Source organism: Streptomyces sp. NPDC088730 (assembly GCF_044751215.1).
Classification (GTDB): Bacteria; Actinomycetota; Actinomycetes; order Streptomycetales; family Streptomycetaceae; genus Streptomyces.
The window spans coordinates 410523-427027 of sequence record NZ_JBIVLK010000004.1; the positions used below are offsets into that span (position 1 = coordinate 410523).

A 16505-nucleotide genomic window follows, 5' to 3' on the forward strand; every position below is an offset into this window, starting at 1 on the left:
ATGCCGTCCGGCCCGCGAAACCGAGCCTTCGGCGCCTGCCGAGAAGGCCTGTCGAGGACGCCTGCCGTTACCCGGTGCGCGGTGGCCGGTACCGGTAGAGATCACGGAGCAGGGCGATCTCGGCCCCGTGGTGCAGCAGTTCCTGGTTCACCCACCAGATGACCTCGACGAACGGCTCCTCCGGGTCGCTGCCGTGCGGGTACGTGCAGTGGCCGACCCGGTCGAGCACGGCGTCGTCGGCGGCGAGCAGCGCCTCGCGCCAGGCCCCCGCGGCGGCTGAGAAGCCCGCGATCGCCCCGGCGGCGTCGGAGCTGACCCGGTGGTCGCCCTTGGTGAGGGTGCGGGTGCCGTTGGCGTGGTCGGCGCGGACGGCCAGCATCTCCGCGAGGTGGGACAGCCGCCAGGCGATCGTGGTGAAGGGCGGTGGCACCGGGTGCGGCGGGTCCGCCGAGTCCCGGCCCCAGTCGCCCGCCCCGACCAGCTGGGTGGCGCGCGCGCCGGGCCCGTCCGCCCGGCGGCGGACCGACCAGCAGCCGGGCACCGGCTCCCAGAGGTACTCCGCGTCGGTCATCGGGGCGGCCTCGACCTCCACCCCGTTGCCGCTGTCCACCACCGGGCCGCCGATGCGGCCGAGTAGTCGTTCGCGGCCGAAGTCGAACTGGTCCAGGAGCGGCACCAGCCGGACGGGAACGGCGAGTTGCCCGCTCATCACTCTTCTCCCTCATCCCCACGAGGCCCGCGGTTCCGGCGCGGTAGGCAGTCACCGTACCGAGCGGGTGGTGATGCCGGGCGCGGCGGGCCGGTCCGGACCGGCTCCGGTCCGTCTCCTCCCCCCACTCGCCTCGTTCATCCGGCATTCATCGCCCTCCACCACGGTGGACCGGTACGCAGACCTCGTCTCGTCCACCACCTCCCGGGGAGCGCCCCATGCCCGAACCGACTCCGGTACCGATGACCGCGGCACGTTCCGCGGACCGCCCGATCGCCAGGCGTGGCCTTCTCGTCGGGACGGCCGCCACCGCCCTGACGTCGGGGACCGTGGGCTTCGCCGCCGCCGACGAGGGCGGCATCCGGTCCAGCACCGTGCGCGGCGTCCTGCCGCCCGGGTCCCCCGACTACGTGTACCTGCCGGTCGACGTCCCGCGCGGGGTCGCGGAGATCGCCGTCTCGTACACGTACGAGAAGACGCCCGTCCCGCCCGGGACGCAGGGCAACGCCCTGGACATCGGCATCTTCGACGAGCGCGGTACGGAGCTGGGCGGGCCCGGGTTCCGGGGCTGGTCCGGCGGGGCGCGCGGCGGCTTCTTCATCCGGGGCGACGAGGCCACCCCCGGCTACCTCGCGGGACCGGTGAGGGCCGGGACCTGGCACATCGCCCTCGGCCCCTACACCGTCGCCCCCGAGGGGCTGCCGTACGAGGTGACGGTCACCCTGCGTTCCGGGCCCACGGCGCCCACCCCGCGCCCCGGGTATCCGCCGCGGCGCGCGAAGGGGCGGGGGCGGGCCTGGTACCGGGGGGACTGCCACCTGCACTCCGTGCACTCGGACGGCGGGCGGACCCCGGCCGGGATCGCCGCCGGGGCCCGCGCCGCCGGGCTCGACTTCATCAACAGCAGCGAGCACAACACCACCTCCGCGCACGGCGCTTGGGGCGGACTGTGGGGTGACGACCTGCTCGTCCTGACGGGTGAGGAGATCACCACCCGCAACGGCCACGTGCTCGCGCTCGCCACCGAACCGGGCACGTTCGTCGACTGGCGCTACCGGGCCAGGGACAACCGTTTCGGGCACTACGCGAAAGCCGTGCGCCGGGCCGGCGGCCTGGTCGTGCCCGCCCATCCGCACGCCACCTGCATCGGCTGCCACTGGAAGTTCGGCCTCGGTGAGGCGGACGCGGTGGAGGTCTGGAACGGGGCCTACACCCCGGAGGACGAGATCGCCCTGGCCGAGTGGGACAACTCCCTTGTAGCGGCCACCCGTTCGTCGAAGCCGTGGGTTCCGGCGATGGGCAACAGCGACGCACACCGGGAGCCGGACCGGATCGGGCTCCCGCAGACCGTCGTCCTGGCGGAGGAGCTGTCCCGCGAGGCGATCGTGGCGGGCATCCGGGCCGGTCGCTCCTACATCGCGGAGTCGTCCGCCGTCAGCCTCTCCTTCGGCGTCTCGGACGGGCGCGGGCGCCACGCCGGGATAGGCGGGCGGCTGCGGGCCCCGGCGGACGACGCCCCGGTCACCGTACGACTGGAGGTCACCGGGGCCCCGGACTGCACCGCGCACTTCGTCACCGACCAGGGGACCCTGTTCACCTCGACGCTCCCGAAGTCGGGCACGGGGACGGCGCAGTGGCGTACGACGCCCGCGAACGCCGGCTACGTGCGGGCCGAGGTCCGGCATCCGGCGACCGTCCCCGGGCTGCCCGGGGGGCGCTGGCGGCGCTGACCAATCCGGTGTTCCTGGAGAGCTGAGGCCCAGGATCAGGTCGTGCTCTCCCGTACCTGGCTGTACGCCGCGTTCGGCCGGTACACGGTGGTCCTCGGCTTGGCCGCGGCCGCGGCGGTCCGCTTGTCCGAGCTGTCCCAGCTGGCCTGGACGGTGTACCGGAGCGGTCCGGCCGCCGGGACCAGGCCGAGGGCGGCCAGGTCCGCCTGGGGATCGGTGGTGCGGCTGTACAGGCCGCCCGCGGAGACCGCTCCGGTGCGGCTGAATCCCATGGCCGACGGGGACTCCGCCGTGGCGTAGAAATGTGCGTTGCCGCTGATGGTGAAGGAGCCCCGGGTGGTGTTGTGCACCTGCGTGTCGTTCTCCAGCAGCGAGGTCATGCCGAAGGTGTCGTCGCCCCCGTCGCTGACCGTGCCGTCCGCGGCGACCCGCCACAGCTCCCAGTACTGGAACTCGCCCCCGTTGACCGTCCCGCCGTTCTGCACGTAGCCGTCCAGCGCCGGACCGCTGATCGCGGACCAGCCCTGGCCGGTGTGCCGCTCCACGGCGAACTGCCTGGTCACATGCTGGATGATCACCCCCTGCTGCGGGTTGGTGATCGTCCAGTCCCGCCTCCGGGAGAAGTTGCCGCAGAGCCCTTCCTCGTCCGCACCGGACTTGACCGCGCCGAGGACCGGTGCGGGCCCGCCGGTGGCCGGGGCCCGCTGCACGGCGTGGTCGTGTGCCGCGGTCGCGCGGCTGCGCTGCACCCCGGCCCCGGCGGCGTCGTGCGCGTGCGGTGCGGACATGACGCGGTGCGCGTTGGCCTCCGCCGCCCGCTCGAAGCGGTCGGAGGGGTCGGAGACCTTCAGCCCGGTTCCGTCGTCCGTGCCCGCCACCGGGCCCGAACGCTGCTGGACCACATGGGTCAGTTCGTGGGCCAGGGTGTGCGCGTCGGTCGTCGCACCGCCCAGGACGATGTGGCTGCCGGACGTGTACGCGCGGGCGCCGATCTCGGCGGCGGAGCGCTGGGCGGTGGCGTCCGTGTGCAGCCGGACGTCGGAGAAGTCCGTGCCGAACCTGGCCTCCATGTCCTCGCGCACCGGCTGGTCGAGCGGGCGGCCCGTCGTGCCCAGCACGTCACGCACCGCGGAGCGCTGCACCGGCTGCTCCCGTTCCCGGCCCGGGTCACGGTCCCGTTCCCGGTCCGCGAGCATCCGTGCGACGGCCGCGTTGCCCACCGTCCGCTGGAGCACCGCCAGCTCGGCCGGGGACCCCGGCGCCGCGACCGGCCCCGGCGGGCGGTCCGACTCCTGGTCCTGCCCCCGTGGGCGCCTGGTGCGGGTGGTGCGGCGTTCCTGCTCGTGCACGGTGCCTCCAGCCATCGGTCCCTGCCATTGATACCGCGTCGCGCCCGCCCGGCCAAGGGGCCCCCGGGGTGCTCACGGGGCACCGCCGCTGCACTCCTCGGACACCGCGGGCCCTACTCCGGCGCGGCCGGTGCGGCGGTCCGCACGCGGTCCGGGACGGGTGGCGCGAGGGTATGGAACCGCCGCGCGCAGCACCGGCGTTGCGCCACCGCCAGTCCGGCGATCGCCGTGCCGAGCACCAGCCATCCCGCCGGTCCGGCGGCCATCACCACGCCGGTCAGCAGCGGGGGTCCGGCGGACTTCTGGATGGACTGCGACATGCCCGCCACCCCGAGGTAGGCGGCCCGCGCCTCCGGGGGCGCCAGCAGGACGGCCAGCTCCCACGAGCTCACGGAGCGCATCAGCTCCGCCAGTGTGACGAGCACCGCCGCGCCGAGCAGGACCGCCGCCGCCGTCCAGGTCCCGCACCGCGCGGCCCCGGCCAGGAGCGCGCAGCACAGGAACATCAGGCCGCCGTACAGCAGCAGGGTCCGGACCGTCCGGCGCGGGCCCTCGGCCCTTCTGGACACGGTCAGTTGGAGCACGACGACCAGCACGGTGTTGATGACCAGGAAGGCCGGTACGAGGGCGTGCGGTGCGGAGGTGCGGTTGACCAGCCACAGCGGCAGTCCGACGCCGAGGACGGAGTCGTCGAGGTTCATCGGGATGTCGAGCAGGACGAACCCGAGGTAGCCGCGGTCCCGCCAGGGGCTCGCCGGCCGGCCGGGGGCACGCCCCGCGGCGGCCGCCCGAGCGGCCTCGGGCGCCGCCGTCGACCGTGCCACCTCGACCGTCGCCTCCCGCAGCTCGCGGGTGCGCCACACCAGCACCGCCGCCACGACGAACGACAGCGCGTCGCCGAGGATCAGGGCGCGACAGGCGCCCGTGGTGCCCACGGCCAGCCCGACGGCCGCGATCCCGGCACCCACTCCGTACCCCGCGTTGGCCGCGCTGCGCGACAACGCCTGGTACGCGGAGCGCCGTTCGCCCGCCGCGCGGGTGGCGAACAGCATCTCCAGTGTCTTGGCCGCCCTGTCCCCCAGGTAGGTCGCGGCTACGACGGGCAGCAGCGCCTCGAACCCGGGGCACAGCAGCACCAGGGTCAGGGTCACCAGCCGCAGCAGATGGCAGCCGATCAGCAGCCGACGCAGCGGGAAGCGGCCGGCCAGCCGCCCGGCCAGCGGTGAACCGGCGATGCCCGCCACCCCGGCCACGCCCAGCAGGACCCCGATCTGCTGGGCGCTCAGATGCGTCACGAAGGTGAGGTACAGCACCGAGGACGCGGCCCACAGGCCCGATCCGGTGCGGTCGGCCGACAGGGCGAGCAGCATGATCCGGGCGTCGCGGCCGCCCGGCGGATCGCGCAGCTGCGCCAGCAGCCCCGGCCCGCGCTCCGGAACCCGCTCGCCCTTGCCCTTCGTGGCGCGTCGCACCGCCCCACCCCCGAATCTCCCCACGGCTCAGCGGACCGGGGAAGCCTGCCGCGAATTAATCTCGATGTCAAGATACTTGATACCGAGATACTCTCGCGCCGCGTCCTCTCCGGCCGCCGGTGCGGGGCGGGCGGCGTTCAGCCCGGCCAGACGATCGCCTGGAGCTCGCTGTAGGCGTGCAGGGCGTACGAGCCGACGTCGCGTCCCACCCCGCTGCGCTTGAACCCGCCGAACGGGGCCTCCATGTTCCGTCCGATCGTGTTCACGCCGACCCCGCCGGCCCGCAGCCTGCGGGCGACGCGGAAGGCGCGGGCCACATCGCCGGACCAGACGTAGTCGATCAGTCCGTAGTCGCTGTCGTTGGCCAGCGTGATGCCCTCCTCCTCGTCGTCGAAGGGCACGACCACCACGACCGGGCCGAAGATCTCCTCCCGCACGACCCGCATGCCGGGCGTGCAGTCGGCCAGCAGCGTGGGCGCCACGTAGAAGCCGCTGCCGGTGGGGTCCGGGCGGTCGCCGCCCGTGACGATCCTGGCCCCCTCCTTGCGGCCCAGCTCGACGTACGACTCGACGCGGTCCCGGTGGGCGGCGGAGATGACCGGGCCGACGACCGTGCCCTTCGCCGTCGGATCACCGACCGCCAGGTATCCGGCGTAGGCCGCGAGCTTCTCGATCAGAGCGTCGTGCGCCGCCCGCTGGACCAGGACGCGGGTCGGAGCCGTACAGATCTGACCGCTGTAGAACGAGAACGTGGTGCCGATGCCCGCCACCGCCGAGTCGAGGTCGGCGTCGTCGAGCACCACGGCGGCGCCCTTGCCGCCCAGCTCCATCAGCTGCCGCTTCATGGACCGGCCGCAGACCTCCGCGATGCGCTGCCCGACCGAGGTGGAGCCGGTGAAGCTGACCATGTCGACGTCGGGCGAGTCCACGGCGGCCTCGCCCGCTTCCGCGCCCGAACCGCTGATCACGTTGACGACGCCCGGCGGAACACCGGCCTCCGCGAGCGCCTCGGCCATCCGGAAGACGGAGAGCGGGTCCTGCGGCGCGGGTTTCACGACGACCGTGTTGCCCATCGCGAGCGCCGGGGCGATCTTGCCCGCCGGGTTGGCCCAGGGGTTGTTGTACGAGGTGATGCAGGTGACGACGCCGACCGGCTGGCGGACCGCGAGCGCCCCGAAGATCCCGGCCCGGCCCATCGGACCGGCCTCGTTGATCTGCGGCGGGACCGCCTCCTCCGCCGGTTCCAGGGCGCCCTTCGCGTACCGCCGGAACCGGGCGGCGCCCACCGCCACCTGCATCCCGCGCGCGGTGCCGGTGGTGGCGCCGCTCTCCGCCTGGGCGAGCGCGGCGTTGGCGGTGAAGTCGCGCTGCATCAGGTCCGCGGCGCGGCCGAGGATCGCGGCGCGTTCCTCCGGGCGGCTCCGGGACCAGCTCGCGAAGGCCTCACGGGCCGCGGCGGCCGCCTCGTACACCTGCGCCCGGCTCGCCTCCGGGGCCAGTCCGACGACGTCCTCCGTGGCCGGGTTGATCACCTCGTAGTGGCCGTTCGCGGGCTCGGTCCACTCGCCGCCGATGAAGAGGCGCTGGGGAGTCGTGGTCACTGCGTGCTCACCGTCCGGGTGTCGCGTCCGGAGCGCAGCACCGTGCCGGGGACCGCGCCGGTCACCTTGTCGTCGCGCAGCGTCTCCACCCCGTTGACCCGGACCGACACGATTCCGAGGGCCTTGGAGTCGAGCCGGGGACTGTCGCCGGGCAGGTCGTGGACGAGGGTGGCCGGGCCCGCGTCGATGCGTTCGGGGTCGAAGAGCACCAGGTCGGCGTGGTAACCCTCCGCGATCCGGCCCCGGTCGCGCAGGCCGAAGAGGCGCGCGGGGTCGTCGGTGAGCATCTTGACGGCCGCTTCGAGGGGTACGAGCTTGCGGCCGCGCAGGCAGTCCCCGATGAACCGGGTGGTGTACGGGGCCCCGCACATCCGGTCCAGGTGGGCGCCCGCGTCGGAGCCGCCGAGCATGACGTCCTCGTGCTCCCAGGTCCGCCGGCGCAGCGCCCAGGAGTCCGGGTCGTTGTCGGTGGGCATCGGCCACAGGACCGTGCGCAGTTCGTCGGCGGCGCAGATCTCGACGAGGCACTGGAAGGGGTCCTGGCCGCGCTCTGCGGCGATGTCGTTGACGACCCGGCCGCTGAGGCCCTCGTTGGCGGCGCTGTAGGTGTCCCCGATGACGTACCGGCCGAAGTTCGCGAGGCGGCGGAAGACACCGGCCTCCTTGCTGTTGGCGCGGCGCAGCATCTCCGTGCGGGTGTCCGCGTCCCGCAGCCGCTCGATGCGCTCGGGGACGGGCAGGGACAGGATGTCGCCCCAGCCGGGGATCAGGTTGAGGGCGCAGAACGTGCCGAGCGACATGTTCATCGGGGTCAGGATCGGCATCGTGAGCGCGACGATCCGGCCGCCCGCGCGGCGGGCGCGTTCGCTGGGGACCAGCTGGCGCGGTACGCGTTCCGGGACGGCGGCGTCGATGGTCAGGACGTTCCAGTTGAGCGGGCGTCCGGCGGCCGCCGTCATGTCGACGAACAGTTCGATCTCCTCGTCGGAGAACTGGTCGAGGCAGCCCGCCACGATCGCCTCGATCTGGGTGCCCTCGTGCTCGCCGACCGCGCGGGAGAGCGCGAGGAGTTCCTCGGGCAGCGCGTGCCGGGAGGCGACCGGCTGCCCGTCGCCGTCGGCGTGGGTGGAGGACTGGGTGGTGGACAGGCCCCACGCCCCGGCGTCCATCGCGTCGTGGAACAGCGCCAGCATGGCGTCGAGCTGAGCGGGCGTCGGCTGCCCGCCGACCGCCTCCGCCCCCATGACGTGCCGGCGCAGCGCGCAGTGCCCGACCATGAATCCGGCGTTGACGGCGATCCGCCCGTCGAGCGCGTCGAGGTACTCGCGGAAGCTGGACCAGGTCCAGTCGACCCCCTCCTCCAGCGCCTTGAGCGCCATGCCCTCGACCCGCGACATCATGCGCCGGGTGTAGTCGGCGTCCTCCGGCCGGTCCGGGTGGAGCGGGGCGAGGGTGAATCCGCAGTTGCCCCCGGCGACGGTGGTCACTCCGTGGTTCATCGACGGGGTGGCGTACGGGTCCCAGAAGAGCTGGGCGTCGTAGTGGGTGTGCGGGTCGACGAACCCGGGCGCGAGGACCAGACCGGTGGCGTCCTCTGTGGTCGCGGCGGGCCCGGGGGCCTTACCGGGTTCCGCGACGACGGCGATACGGCCGTCACGGATGCCGATGTCCGCGAGGTAGGAGGGCCCGCCGGTGCCGTCCACGACGGTCGCTCCGCGGATGAGGTGGTCGAGCATGAGGGGTCCCTTCCGTGTGTACAGAACCGAATGTGTGCCGGGGTGCGTACGGCCGCGGTACGCACCCCGGCCGGCGGAACGGCGGTCCGGGAAGACGCCGCCCGTGTGTGGGGCCGGCGGAATCAAGCCTCCTGGGGGGGGCGGGGCAGCGCCCCCGGGAACCCGCGCCTCAGACGCCGGCGGGGCCGGTCACGCCGCGTCGCGGAACCGCGTCGTCCGGTGGACCGGGTCCGTGTCGATCTTCGGGATCACGTGCTCGCCGATCAGCTTGATCGAGTTCAGCGTGGACTCGGGACTGATCCCGATCGGCAGGCCGAAGCTCAGCTGGTCCGCCCCCGCCCGCTCCCACCGCCGGCACTGCGCCAGCACCTCGTCCGGATCGCCGCAGATCATCAGCTCCTCGGCGATGAGGAGTTCGATGATCTCCTCCGAGTACTCCGGCAGCAGCTCCGGCCACTCCGGGATGCCCTCCGGGCGCGGGAACGTGTCGTGGTAGCGGAACAGCAGCGACTGGAGGTAGTTCAGCCCGCCGCCCACCGCGATCTCGACGGCCTTCTTGTGGGTCTCGGCACAGATCGCCGTCGAGGTGACCATCACGTTGTCGTTGACGAAGTCACCGATCGGCTCGGCGTCCTTGACGGCGGTCTTGTAGGACTCGACGACCCACTCCATGTCGGAGACCTTCTGCACGCTGAAGCCCAGCACGCCGAGCCCCTTCCTGCCCGCCATGGCGTACGAGGACGGCGAGCCGGCCGCGTACCACATCGCCGGGTGCGACTTCCCGTACGGCTTGGGCAGGATCTTGCGCGGCGGCAGCGACCAGCTCTTGCCCTGGAAGCCGACGTACTCGTCCTGGAGCCACATCTTGGGGAACTCCCCGATGGTCTCCTCCCAGAGGTCCTTGGTGTGGTTCATGTCGGTGATGCCCGGCATGAACCCGAGGATCTCGTGGCTGCCCGCCCCGCGCCCGGAGCCGAATTCGAAGCGCCCCTCGGAGAGGTGGTCCATCATGGCGACCTTCTCGGCCACCTTCACCGGGTGGTTGACCGGGGCGAGCGGGTTGAAGATGCCGGATCCGAGGTGGATGCGGTCCGTGGCGTGGGCGAGGTAGCCCAGGTACACGTCGTTGGCCGAGATGTGCGAGTACTCCTCCAGGAAGTGGTGCTCGGAGGCCCAGGCGTACTTGAAGCCGGACTTGTCCGCCTGGATGACGTACTCGGTCTCCTCGATCAGCGCCTTGTGCTCTGCCCCGGGGTCCGCCTTGGCCCGCGCGGCGGGCACATACCCCTGTACAAAGAGCCCGAATTCCAAGGGGGTTCACCGTCCTCAATCGTTTCTGACACTCCGTCAGATTCTGATGCGTCCGACTGTTCCACCGACATCCGGACCCGTCAATACCTGACGCTTCGTCAGGTGAGGTGGAGTTGGCGGCGGTCAGAAGAGGCTGACCCCGGCCAGCCATCCGCCGTCGATGACGAACGGCTGCCCGGTGATGTACGAGGAGTCGTCCGAGGTCAGGAACAGCGCCAGGGCGGCCACCTCCTCCGGGCGGCCGATCCGGCCGAGCGGGACGAGCTTGCGGTAGAGCGCGTCCACCGCCCCCTTCGACTCCTCCTGGTCGGCGTCCGGGTCCAGCATCGCCGGATTGGACATCGCGGTGTCCACGGCCCCGGGGCAGACGGCGTTGACCCTGACCCCCTTCGCCGCCAACTCCACCGCCGCCACCTTGGTCAGGCCCAGCACGGCGTGCTTGGTCGCGGCGTACGCGCCGACGAACGCCATGCCGGTGAGCCCGGTGTACGAGGAGGTGTTGACGATCGTCCCGCCGCCCGCCGCCACGATCTCGGGCGCGACGGTCCTGATCCCCAGGAAGGCGCCCACCTGGTTGACCTGCACCACCTGCTGGAACTCCTCCAGCGGCGTGGTCACCAGCTCGTTGAACCGCAGGATCCCCGCGTTGTTGACCAGCCCGTCGATCCGCCCGAAGGCGCCCTTCGCCGCGGCGACCGCCGCCTGCCAGTCTGCCTCCTGGCTCACGTCGAGGTGGACGAAGAGCGCGGTCCCCTCCCCCAGCTCCTTCGCGAGCGCCTCGCCCTGCTCGTCGAGCACATCGGCGATCACCACCCGGGCGCCCTCCGCGGCGAAGAGCCGCGCCTCCTGCTCGCCCTGCCCGCGCGCCGCGCCGCTGATCAGCACGGTCCGCCCGTCCAGCTTCCCCATGACCTGACTCCTACCTGTCGAGGTGAGGTGCGACATCGGCGGCGAACGCCGCCATCTGATCGGTCAGTTCGGCCCTGCTGCGACTGCGGAAGCGCACCTGTATCTGGTGCACGCCCATCGCGGCGTACTCCCGCAGCGACTCCGCCAGCGCCTCCGGTTTCCCGCTGAGGGTGCGCCGCCCCACGGACCAGTCCGGCTCGCCCACGTACAGCGGCTCCGTGATGGCCCCGACGACGATCGGCTCCGCCACCCCGGCGGCCTCCCGCAGCGCGTGCAGCCGGCCGATCTGCTCCGGCAGCTTCCCGCGCGGATCGCCCTGCGGCAGCCAGCCGTCCCCCCGCACGGCCGCCCTGCGCACCGCGGCGGGCGAGGACCCGCCCACCCAGATCGGCACCCGCTCCTGGGCGGGCCTGGGCAGCTGGCCGAGCCCGCTGAAGGAGAACCGCTCCCCCGCGAACTCCGGGTACTCCTCGGGCCCGAGCGCGGCCCTCAGCGCGTCGACGGTCTCGTCGAGCACGCCGCCGCGCCCGTCGAAGTCCGCCCCGAGCGCCTCGAACTCCTCGCGCACGTGCCCGGCGCCGACCCCGAGGATCAGCCGGCCCCCGCTGAGGTGGTCGAGGGTCGCGTACTGCTTGGCGGTGGCCAGCGGATGGCGCAGCCCGACGACCGCGACATGGCTCATCAGCAGCACGCGCTCGGTGACCCCGGCGAGGAACCCGAGCGTGGCCACCGGGTCGTACCAGACCGTGCTCATCCCCTCCGCGAGCCGGCGCGGAATGGCCACGTGGTCACAGCTCGCGAGGTACGCGAACCCGGTGCGGTCGGCGGTGCGGGCGATCTCGACGAGGTCGAAGGGCGTGGCCCCGGCCTCCCACGGTTCTGCGTAGATGGCACTCTGCGACTGGATCGGGAGCTGCATCCCGTACGACAGCGGCCCGGCGGGCAGTATCGGCACCGTCCGGCCTCCTTCCCCTGGACCAGATCTGACGCACCGTCACTTAACGACGCGCGGGGCCATCGTCGTACCTGACGCTGCATCAGACAAGGGGCGGGGGTGAACCCGGCCGCAGGCGCCCGCCCGCGCCGCCGCGGCCAGCAGCACCAGGGCGCCCGTCGCGAACACCGCGTTGCCGAGGAGACCGGTGGCGCGGGACACGTCCAGGTACCGCACCTGCTCGAAGCCCACCCAGGCATAGGTGAGCAGCGCGCCCCCGGCGAGCCCGAGCCGGTGCGCTCCGGTCCACCCCTCACCGCGCGCCCAGCGGACGCACGGCACCAGCACCACGGCCACCAGGAGCGCCCAGCCGAGCACGGGCACCGCCGCCGGCACCCCGTCCGGCAGGTACTCCCGCCCCCAGTACGCGCTCGTGGCGGCGAAGGACAGCACACCGACCACCCGGGGCGCGGGCGGCGTGCGCCCGGCCGGGTGCCGCGCTCCCGGCCGACGGCAGAGGAAGGCCGCGGTGATCAGTGCGGCGATGAGCACGCCCGCCGCGGCGAACTGCGCGGGCGTGGCCACGAAGTCCTCGGACTCCACCTGGGCCAGGGCGAGGAATCCCGAACCGGCGGTGAACACGAGGGCGGCCGCCGAGAGGCCGGGGAGGCCGAGCCAGGGACGGCTGCGGTCACCGTCGCGGGCGAAGGCCTCGACGAGGGCGATGGGCACGCAGACGCTCCACACGGTGTGCAGCGTCAGCACGTCCTGGAGCAGCTGAACGCTGGTGTCCAGCAGCGGCACCCGGGCTCCCGCGTACGCGGCCCCCAGGTCGAAGCCGCCGTAGTGCGGATTCCACAGCATCTGGTCGACCGGGCCCTCCTCGACCAGCGCGTAGGCCGCCCCGAGCAGGATCATGGTGGGCCAGCCGCGCCCGGCCCGGCGGGCCGTCTCCCGGACCAGCAGCGCGCCGCCGCCATACAGGGGCGCGAGCAGGAACACCGAGGGCAGCGCCGTGATCGGCTGGTTGCCCAGCAGGAACTCCCCGATCAGCGGGGCCAGCAGGAAGAGGCCGAGCGCGGAGCGGAGGCGGTGTGCGCGTGCGGAGGCCATGGAACCGATGCTGGTCCGGACACCCGACGGCGGTCATCGGCCGAGGGGCCAGGACCCCCGGACGAAAGTATCCGGACGGGAGACGAAAGTCGCGAAACGACTGCCGCAGACGCGCGACGGCCGGGTTCGGGGGCGTGCGGGGGAGTCCCCGCAGGACGACGAACACAGACCCGGTTGCCTGTCCGGACCCCCCGCACGTTCGTCGCCCGAGGAGACGCCCCGGAGGGACCCCGAACCCCACCCACCGGGCAGGCGCACCCGCACAATCAAGCCCGTCCGGCGATTGAGGACGGAACCCCGCACCCTGGAACCCCGCACCCGGCGACCCCGCACCCCGCACCCTGGAACCCCGCACCCGGCGACCCCGCACCAAGGCCGCCTCACTTGCGGTAGAGCTCCTCGATCTCCGCCGCGAAGTCCCGGGTGATCGCGTCCCGCTTCAGCTTCAGCGACGGCGTCAGATGGCCGCGCTCCTCGGTGAAGTCCACCGGCAGCACGCTGAACTTCCGGATCGACTCGGCGCGGGAGACGAGCCGGTTGGCCTCGTCGACCGCGCGTTGCAGCGTGGCGTGCAGTTCCTCGTCGTGGATCAGTTCGCGCACCGGGACGCCCTCCTTCTTCCGCATCCGGCGCCAGTGGGAGAGCCCGTCCGGCTCCAGGGTGATCAGGGCGGTGATGAACGAGCGGTTGTCGCCGACCACCATGCACTGGCTGACCAGCGGGTGGGCGCGCAGCCAGTCCTCCAGCGGGGCCGGGGTGACGTTCTTGCCGCCCGAGGTGATGATGATGTCCTTCTTGCGGCCGGTGATCGTGAGGTAGCCGTCCTCGTCGAGCGCGCCCAGGTCCCCGGTGGCGAACCAGCCGCCGTCGAGCGCGGGAACGGCCTGGCCGCGCTCCGCGTCCCAGTAGCCCTGGAACACCTGGCCCCCGCTGAGCAGCACCTCACCGTCCGGCGCGATGCGGACGGCGGTGCCCGGCAGCGGCCAGCCGACCGTGCCCAGACGCGGTCTCAGCGGCGGGGTCACGGTGGCGGCGGCGGTGGTCTCCGTCAGCCCGTAGCCCTCGAAGATCTCGATGCCGGCGCCCGCGTAGAAGGCGGCGAGCCGGCTGCCCAGCGGGGAGCCGCCGCAGATCGCGTACCGGACCTGGCCGCCGAGTGCGGCCCTGATCCGGCGGTAGACCAGCGGGTCGTAGAGCGCGCGGGCCGCCCGCAGACCGAGTCCGGGACCGGGTCCGGTGCCGTGTTCCGCGGCTTCGACGGCCTGGCCGTAGCGCTGGGCGATCCGGGCGGCCCGGTCGAAGGACGAGGCGCGGCCCATCTTCTCGGCGGTGGCCCGGCCGGTGTTGTAGACCTTTTCCAGGACGTACGGGATGGCCAGCAGGAACGACGGTCTGAAACCGGCCAGGTCCGCGAGCAGGTCGTCGGTCTGGATGGACGGGGCGTGGCCGAGCCGGACCCTGGCGCGCAGGCAGCCGATCGCGACCATCCGGCCGAAGACGTGCGACAGCGGCAGGAACAGCAGGGTGGACGCGGGGTACTTGCTGACCGATGTGAACACCGGGTGCAGCAGCTCGATGGCGTTGTCGACCTCGGCGTAGAAGTTGCCGTGGGTCAGCACACAGCCCTTGGGGCGGCCGGTGGTGCCGGAGGTGTAGATGAGGGTGGCGGGAGTCTCGGGTTCCAGGGTGGCGCGACGGGCCGCGACGGCGTCGTCGGGAACGTCCCGGCCGGCCGTCTTCAGCCGCCCCAGCATGCCCGTGTCGAACTGCCAGAGGTGGGTGAGGCCGCCGAGCTGCTTGCGTTCCTGGCTGATGAGGCGGCCCTGCTCCGCCGTCTCGACCGCGCAGGCGGCGGCGCCCGAGTCCTGGAGTATCCAGCGGGCCTGGAAGGCGGAGGAGGTCGGGTAGATGGGGACGGTGACCAGTCCGGCGGCCCACGCCGCGAAGTCCAGCAGCGTCCACTCGTACGTCGTCCGGGCCATGATCGCGATGCGGTCCCCGCCCCGCAGCCCTTCCGCGATCAGGCCCTTGGCGACGGCGAGCACCTCGCCCGCGAACTCCGCCGCCGTCACGTCCTGCCAGCCGCCGTCCGGCTGCTTGCGGCTGAGGACGGCGTCGGCCGGTGCCTCGCGGGCGTTCTCGAACGGGATCTCCGCGAGCGAGCCGCGCCGGACGGGCGGGGCGAACGCCGGTACGGAGACCTGCTGGACGGTGCCGTCGGCGGCCCTGACCTTGGCGGGCTCGACCAGGACGGGCGCGGTGGTGGTGGCGGGTGGCGTGGACACGTGCGGCTCCTCGGGCATCGGGGTCGGGCGGGGGCGGAACGGGTCGGGCCGTGCCTCCGTGTGCGGGGTTTCGGGTCAGGGGCGTTCGAGGATCGCCGTGACGCCCTGGCCGCCGGCCGCGCAGATCGAGATCAGCCCGCGTCCCGGGGCGTCCCGCTCCGCGAGGAGCTTGGCGAGGGTGGCGACGATCCGGGCGCCCGTCGCGGCGAACGGGTGCCCGGTGGCGAGCGAGGAGCCGGCCACGTTGAGCTTCTCCCGGTCGACGGGGGCCAGTCCCGCCTTCTCCCAGGCGGCCAGCGTGGCGAGCACCTGGGAGGCGAAGGCCTCATGGACCTCGAAGAGGTCGAAGTCCCCGACGCCGAGCCCGGCCCGCTCCAGCAGCCTCGGTACGGCGTACGCGGGCGCCATCAGCAGTCCGTCCTCGCCGCCCACGTAGTCGACCGCGGCCGTCTCGTACAGCGAGAGGTAGGCGAGCGGTTCGTGCCCGTGCCGCTCGGCCCACTCCTCGCTCGCCAGCAGCACCGTCGCCGCGCCGTCCGTGAGCGGGGTGGAGTTGCCCGCGGTCATCGTCGCGTCCGGGTGGTCGGCGCCGAACACCGGCTTCAGGGTGGCGAGTTTCTCCACGGTCGAGCCGGGGCGCAGGTTCTGGTCCCGGTCCAGACCGAGGTACGGGACGACCAGGTCGTCCAGGAACCCCCGCTCGTAGGCGGCGGCGAGGCGCTGGTGACTGGTGGCGGCGAGCAGGTCCTGGTCCGCGCGGGCGATGTCCCACTGCCGGGCGGTGACCGCCGCGTGGTCGCCCATCGAGAGACCGGTGCGGGGCTCCGCGTTGCGCGGGATGTCCGGGACGAGGTGGCGGGGGCGTACGCCCGCGAGGGCCTTCGCCCGGCCGCCCGCCGACTTCGCGCGGCGCGCCGACAGCAGCAGCCTGCGCAGCTCGTCGTTGACGCCGAGGGGCGCGTCGCTCGTGGTGTCCGCGCCGCCCGCGACCGCCGAGTCGAGCGCCCCGAGCATGATCTTGTTGGCGGCGGCGATGACGGCCTGGAGGCCGGTGCCGCAGGCTTGCTGGATGTCGTACGCGGGGGTGCGCGGGTCGAGCCGGGAGCCGAGCACGGTCTCCCGGGCCAGGTTGAAGTCCCGGCTGTGCTTGAGGACCGCGCCGGCCGTGAACTCCCCGACCCGCTGCCCCTGGAGCCCGAACCGCTCGACCAGTCCGTCCAGCGCGGCGGTGAGCATCTGCTGGTTGGACGCCTGCGCGTACGGCCCGTCGGAGCGGGCGAAGGGGATACGGCTGCCCCCGATGACCGCGACCCTGCGGGGCCGCGGAAGTGCGAGGGGAATCAACTCGACCAACTC

Annotated in this window: 11 protein-coding genes and 1 pseudogene; 1 reads left to right on the plus strand and 11 read right to left on the minus strand. The window is 73.1% G+C overall.

Going from position 1 to position 16505, the window contains the following annotated elements:
* Positions 1 to 67: 67 nt before the first annotated feature.
* A complete protein-coding gene (locus ACIP89_RS16805) occupies positions 68 to 709 on the minus strand; it encodes a DinB family protein (protein WP_402115455.1) in 642 nt (213 codons plus the stop codon).
* A gap of 242 nt (positions 710 to 951) precedes the next feature.
* On the opposite strand from ACIP89_RS16805, the pseudogene ACIP89_RS16810 reads away from it, so the two are divergent.
* Positions 952 to 2465: pseudogene (locus tag ACIP89_RS16810) on the plus strand (CehA/McbA family metallohydrolase).
* A gap of 9 nt (positions 2466 to 2474) precedes the next feature.
* Here ACIP89_RS16810 and ACIP89_RS16815 read toward each other — a convergent pair.
* The 10 genes from ACIP89_RS16815 to ACIP89_RS16860 form a co-directional block, all read right to left on the minus strand.
* A complete protein-coding gene (locus ACIP89_RS16815) occupies positions 2475 to 3788 on the minus strand; it encodes a DUF4157 domain-containing protein (protein ID WP_402115457.1) in 1314 nt (437 codons plus the stop codon).
* Between the two features lie 113 nt (positions 3789 to 3901).
* A complete protein-coding gene (locus tag ACIP89_RS16820; protein ID WP_402115459.1) occupies positions 3902 to 5260 on the minus strand; it encodes an MFS transporter in 1359 nt (452 codons plus the stop codon).
* A gap of 137 nt (positions 5261 to 5397) precedes the next feature.
* The gene (locus ACIP89_RS16825) at positions 5398 to 6861 is read right to left on the minus strand and encodes an aldehyde dehydrogenase family protein (RefSeq protein WP_401927317.1); all 1464 of its coding nucleotides are present in this window, start codon (positions 6859 to 6861) and stop codon (positions 5398 to 5400) included.
* Positions 6858 to 8597, minus strand: a complete 1740-nt coding sequence (locus ACIP89_RS16830) for an amidohydrolase family protein (protein ID WP_401927231.1) — start codon at positions 8595 to 8597, stop codon at positions 6858 to 6860. Before ACIP89_RS16830 ends, ACIP89_RS16825 begins: the two co-directional genes overlap by 4 nt.
* A 189-nt stretch (positions 8598 to 8786) precedes the next feature.
* Complete coding sequence (locus tag ACIP89_RS16835) at positions 8787 to 9908, minus strand: LLM class flavin-dependent oxidoreductase (RefSeq protein WP_402115460.1); 1122 nt, start codon at positions 9906 to 9908, stop codon at positions 8787 to 8789.
* 123 nt (positions 9909 to 10031) lie between these two features.
* Positions 10032 to 10817: an SDR family NAD(P)-dependent oxidoreductase gene (locus ACIP89_RS16840; RefSeq protein ID WP_402115461.1), complete on the minus strand. Its 786-nt coding sequence runs from the start codon at positions 10815 to 10817 to the stop codon at positions 10032 to 10034.
* Positions 10818 to 10827: 10 nt separating this feature from the next.
* Complete coding sequence (locus tag ACIP89_RS16845) at positions 10828 to 11772, minus strand: LLM class F420-dependent oxidoreductase (protein WP_402115462.1); 945 nt, start codon at positions 11770 to 11772, stop codon at positions 10828 to 10830.
* Between the two features lie 39 nt (positions 11773 to 11811).
* A complete protein-coding gene (locus tag ACIP89_RS16850; RefSeq protein ID WP_402115464.1) occupies positions 11812 to 12864 on the minus strand; it encodes a hypothetical protein in 1053 nt (350 codons plus the stop codon).
* A 380-nt stretch (positions 12865 to 13244) separates the two neighbouring features.
* A complete protein-coding gene (locus ACIP89_RS16855) occupies positions 13245 to 15167 on the minus strand; it encodes an AMP-dependent synthetase/ligase (RefSeq protein ID WP_401927243.1) in 1923 nt (640 codons plus the stop codon).
* A gap of 57 nt (positions 15168 to 15224) precedes the next feature.
* A complete protein-coding gene (locus ACIP89_RS16860; protein ID WP_402115465.1) occupies positions 15225 to 16502 on the minus strand; it encodes an acetyl-CoA C-acetyltransferase in 1278 nt (425 codons plus the stop codon).
* Between the last annotated feature and the right edge of the window lie 3 nt (positions 16503 to 16505).